Genomic DNA, 4100 nt, shown 5'->3' on the forward strand with positions numbered 1-4100 from the left:
TCAGGCTACAAATAAAGGAGGGCAGTGCTTGGGTAAGCGGAGGTGTTCACGCTTACCAGAATTAGCGTTCACGTTTACCAGAATATGCATTCCGTACTGCCTGAACGAAACACTACTGTTAGCTCTATTTGTACAAGTGAATAGAAGTCCTCCAACCTGAAGATTATATTCTGTATAATCGTCATATTCATGATATTCAGATTCAATTTTAGGCATATCAAGTTTTCGTCTATTTTCTTCCATCACCTCTCTGGCTTTCTCCTTTCCATAAATCATTTCATAAGATTTAAGCATATGGCTATCAAGCCAATCTGAATCAGAAGCGAAAGAATTAGTTGATAAAACAGCAATCAATGTAGCAGTAGCAATTTTCTTCATTATGAAACCCATTTAAACGGCTGAAATTATATTTGAGAGGAAAAGATAATTATCCAAGTAGTTACACAATCAACTCTGAGCGTATTCCAACGCTAAACTTCTTGCACTCACTTCAACTTTCATAGGTGCGCCATATCCTGTATTGATTACTGACAAATTTGCTGCCTTTTTATGCCACTCAACTGTTCCTGAGTATCTTTGCGTCATTTTCACAGTTGAATGGTTCATTGCTTCCTTGATTGTTTCGTCTTCTTGACAACCATATAACCAGCTTTCAAATGCATAAGTCTTTCTCGCTGAGTGAGTTCCAATTTTAACTTGGATTCCACTCTTCTCTTCAGCAATCTTCAAATATCCGGTTACTGTCTTACGAGTGATTGGTTTACCCTTTGAACGACGACTATTACCTTCGAATACATACACATCGTTAGGGCATCTCTTACGCAATTCCATAAGCTTCTGAAAAGCGATTCCGTTAATGACCAGTGCTACTTGAACCTTCTTAGTTTTCTGTTCAATCAGATGATCAATGTAAGCAATGTCAGAAATACCTAGATCAGACCACTTCAGATTAATGACATCAATATTACGAAGTCCTGTGTTCATCTGCACTAAATAACAAACTAATGATTTGAAGGCTGCTTCTTTATCCTGCCCCATTTCTTCGAGAGTAGTGAGGAAAAGTTCTTTGTCTTTGATTCGCTGAATAGCTGATACAGTCATAATTACCTCATACGACAACTGCCGTAACAATAAGGTGATTATACTATATGCAGTTTGCAGGTAAATGCATTGCAGATTACAAGCCGAATATTTTCCTGTTCTTATAAATCCAACACTTGGCTGAATTAGATGGGTCTTTGCAGTGTTCGAATAAATGCTCTATATCTCGCACACGCAATTTGTCTGGTTTGTTAATACTGATCCATCGGGATATTCTTTTGAATTGTTCAGATGCTCTATCAGCTTTCACAGGCTTGTCAGAAAAACCTAGCTGTTGAGCATTTATCTTGATTGCTTCTTTCGCCTCATCTCTACTGGAAAAATGTTCAAGTATAGAATCAATGATGGAAAATAAAGGGACTTCCTCAGAAGTCTCTATGATGTCGTCCACGATTTGCTGGACTTCAGGGGAATAATCAGAATAAGGCATATTTCTCCTTGAGGGTATCTTAATATACTCTCTGAAATTGGGAATTCTTCGAAAATTGGTGGGATCATCTATAGAGCAGAACACATTCTTCGCTGTATAAAATTGGGGGATATCTCGCACATTCGATTAACACATGTCTCTCATGCACTAGCCGAGCCTACCCTCCCCTCCGCCCTCCTAGGCTCTCGTTGTCTCCTGCACTGCGTGGTCTGCATGGGTGAGGCATACACTGTCTGAATGCATATTGCATATGATTAATGTATGTCCCACAACAGATGTTACGTTTAGTATCTAAAGAGACAACAGAACATACGAACACCTACAGCAGCGTGGTCTACAGACATATAGATACTCCACCTCTACCAGACATACAGCTATCTGTCGTCTCCCTTGTGTGGACTGGATGATATGCAGTGGTTGTCTGGAAGCGACGCAGTGCAGGGCTTGAGGAATGTTCCTGTTGTCTGGCTTGTGTGGAGCAATGGGTTGTCTGCATTGCTGGAGCAGACACACAACAACGACACCACACTATTATCAAGGACTACAGAACACACATTCATTATTAGCAGCTATTGATTCAACTAGAACAACAACCAGATTACATACAGTTTAATGGCTTTTATATGAGTTTAATGAATTGTCGTTTCAGGCGGCGACAGATGTCGCCTGTGAGCCAGCTTCGCAGATCAGATATCATCTAGGAATGACCAATCATCATCAGATTTAGGTTCTTCCGTTTTAGATGGAGCGGGTTTAGCGAGTAGATAGGGCATAAGTTTGAAGCTGTACTCGTCTAGAAGAGACAGTTCCTTAGCAGTGATGTAGTCTTCGACATCACCATCATCACCAGCACGTTCGATTGCTTTATTCATTTTATTTACGAGGAGCTTATACCGATTTAGCATTGCATCGATTGGGTCTAGACCATTGTTGACAGCACGTTCCATTAGGTCTTTCGATTTCATTTGCATAGAGAGTTTGGTTTCGCCTTTTGGAATGTATTGACCAGATGCACGACCACCTCTTGCACCTAGTTCGGCTGCGTTCTCTTTATTGAAGTGTGGAATTGGATTTGGATTTGCCATAGTTTACTCCTTTACAACTAGGATTGATGTTGATTCGATAGGAAGATTCAAATCTCCAAGTTCACCAGCATGATTATATGCGAACGAGGAATTGATCTTCGAGATGTCAGACAATGCTTGGAGCATTGTATTGTCTTCATAGTAATTACGAGAATACATTGTCCAGTGATTGTCATGGAGATGTATTTGAGCTTGGAAAGGGAATCCAGAAGATGACATTTGTTCGTTGTATCTTGAATTGGACTTCTTGAGGTTTGATAGGAACATGAGTTCTCCTTGTTTGTTCAGGCGCAGACAGAGTCTGCTGTGAGTCTGCTACGCTACCAGCCGGATATATTCCTAGCTTTTAGTCGTTTAGAGAGCTGATATGACAACTGGATGGCTTCAGGCGAAATTATTGGGTCAGCTGAAGGGACTCTTACGTTGATGTAATCGTAATTTCCTCTGTCAACAGAGTTATATTTCCAATTGTTAATTAAACAGATTTTCAACATGTCTGTAATCAAGAAATCGTAGAATGTGTCTTGTTCAAGAAACGGATATTTGCAATTTCCGTATGTGATTGCCATTGTTCTTGATTCTGATGATTGCCATAGATTTCTGAATAGAATGTTGTATGGGAAATGAAGATTATCTATTGTTTTCACATATCAACTCCTCTTTTTTCTGGCAGTTTAGATTTTGAAGTCCTTGCAATGTACCAGTTGCAGGACGCTAATTTGTCGTTGATGGGTAGTTACCCATTGCAGTCTATTTGTAGAGATTTACAAAGTCCTTTGAACTGATCTTAACAATCTTATCCAGACCATTGAGAAACTCTTCAGTCATGTATTGATTGTTGTGGTTTAACCATTGAGTCATTCGATGTTCAAACATTTGTTGATATGCCTTAACAACGTTGACATCATGTTTTAGTTGTTCTTTCATTTGATCCTTGAGATTGTTTAGAATTGATGACGGTAGCTGGTTGAGCAATCTGTGATTGCGACCTTTCTCCTTGGCGATGGGACACTCCTCCATCCTCGAAGAGGTGGATGTGTCCACACAGTATTGCCATAGCAATCTCGCCATACGAGGTACACCCCAGAGGGGGTACTTCTCTTATAATATTAAACTATTATATAGTTACACCTTTATAAATTTATGAGAACTCAACCATAATATCTGAAGCATTGAACCGGGCGATTACCCTTCTTTGGGTCAGCTTCATCTTTGTATTCACGATGTTCCAGCTCAAACCCCATGTTAAACATTCCGATTGTCACGTAGACATCACAGAATGAATTACCACGAGCGATCAGAGTAACAAAGCTATCCTTGAGAGCCATAGACGGCAAAGGAGACTTTTGATTATTGGCAACAGGTATTGAAGTGAATAACGTCACCTCATCTCCATGCATATTCTGGTAAACGTGAACGCTAATTCTGGTAAGCGTGAACACCTCCGCTTACCCAAGCACTGCCCTCCTTTATTTGTAGCCTGA

5 protein-coding genes are annotated in these 4100 nt (G+C 40.0%); all 5 read right to left on the minus strand.

The features are described 5' to 3' along the window. On the minus strand, positions 1-378 hold the full coding sequence (locus tag ACO6VE_RS23935; RefSeq protein WP_422463961.1) for a hypothetical protein: 378 nt from the start codon (positions 376-378) through the stop codon (positions 1-3). Positions 379-447: 69 nt separating this feature from the next. Next, positions 448-1101 carry a tyrosine-type recombinase/integrase gene (locus ACO6VE_RS23940; RefSeq protein ID WP_422463963.1) on the minus strand — a complete coding sequence of 218 codons (654 nt, stop codon included), beginning with the start codon at positions 1099-1101 and terminating at the stop codon, positions 448-450. A 76-nt stretch (positions 1102-1177) separates the two neighbouring features. Then, positions 1178-1531, minus strand: a complete 354-nt coding sequence (locus tag ACO6VE_RS23945) for a hypothetical protein (protein WP_422463965.1) — start codon at positions 1529-1531, stop codon at positions 1178-1180. A gap of 686 nt (positions 1532-2217) precedes the next feature. Then, complete coding sequence (locus ACO6VE_RS23950) at positions 2218-2616, minus strand: hypothetical protein (protein WP_422463967.1); 399 nt, start codon at positions 2614-2616, stop codon at positions 2218-2220. Between the two features lie 750 nt (positions 2617-3366). Continuing rightward, positions 3367-3660 carry a hypothetical protein gene (locus ACO6VE_RS23955; RefSeq protein WP_422463969.1) on the minus strand — a complete coding sequence of 98 codons (294 nt, stop codon included), beginning with the start codon at positions 3658-3660 and terminating at the stop codon, positions 3367-3369. Positions 3661-4100 lie beyond the last annotated feature (440 nt).

The sequence above is a fragment of the Endozoicomonas sp. ALB115 genome, assembly GCF_049310245.1.
Classification (GTDB): Bacteria; Pseudomonadota; Gammaproteobacteria; order Pseudomonadales; family Endozoicomonadaceae; genus Endozoicomonas.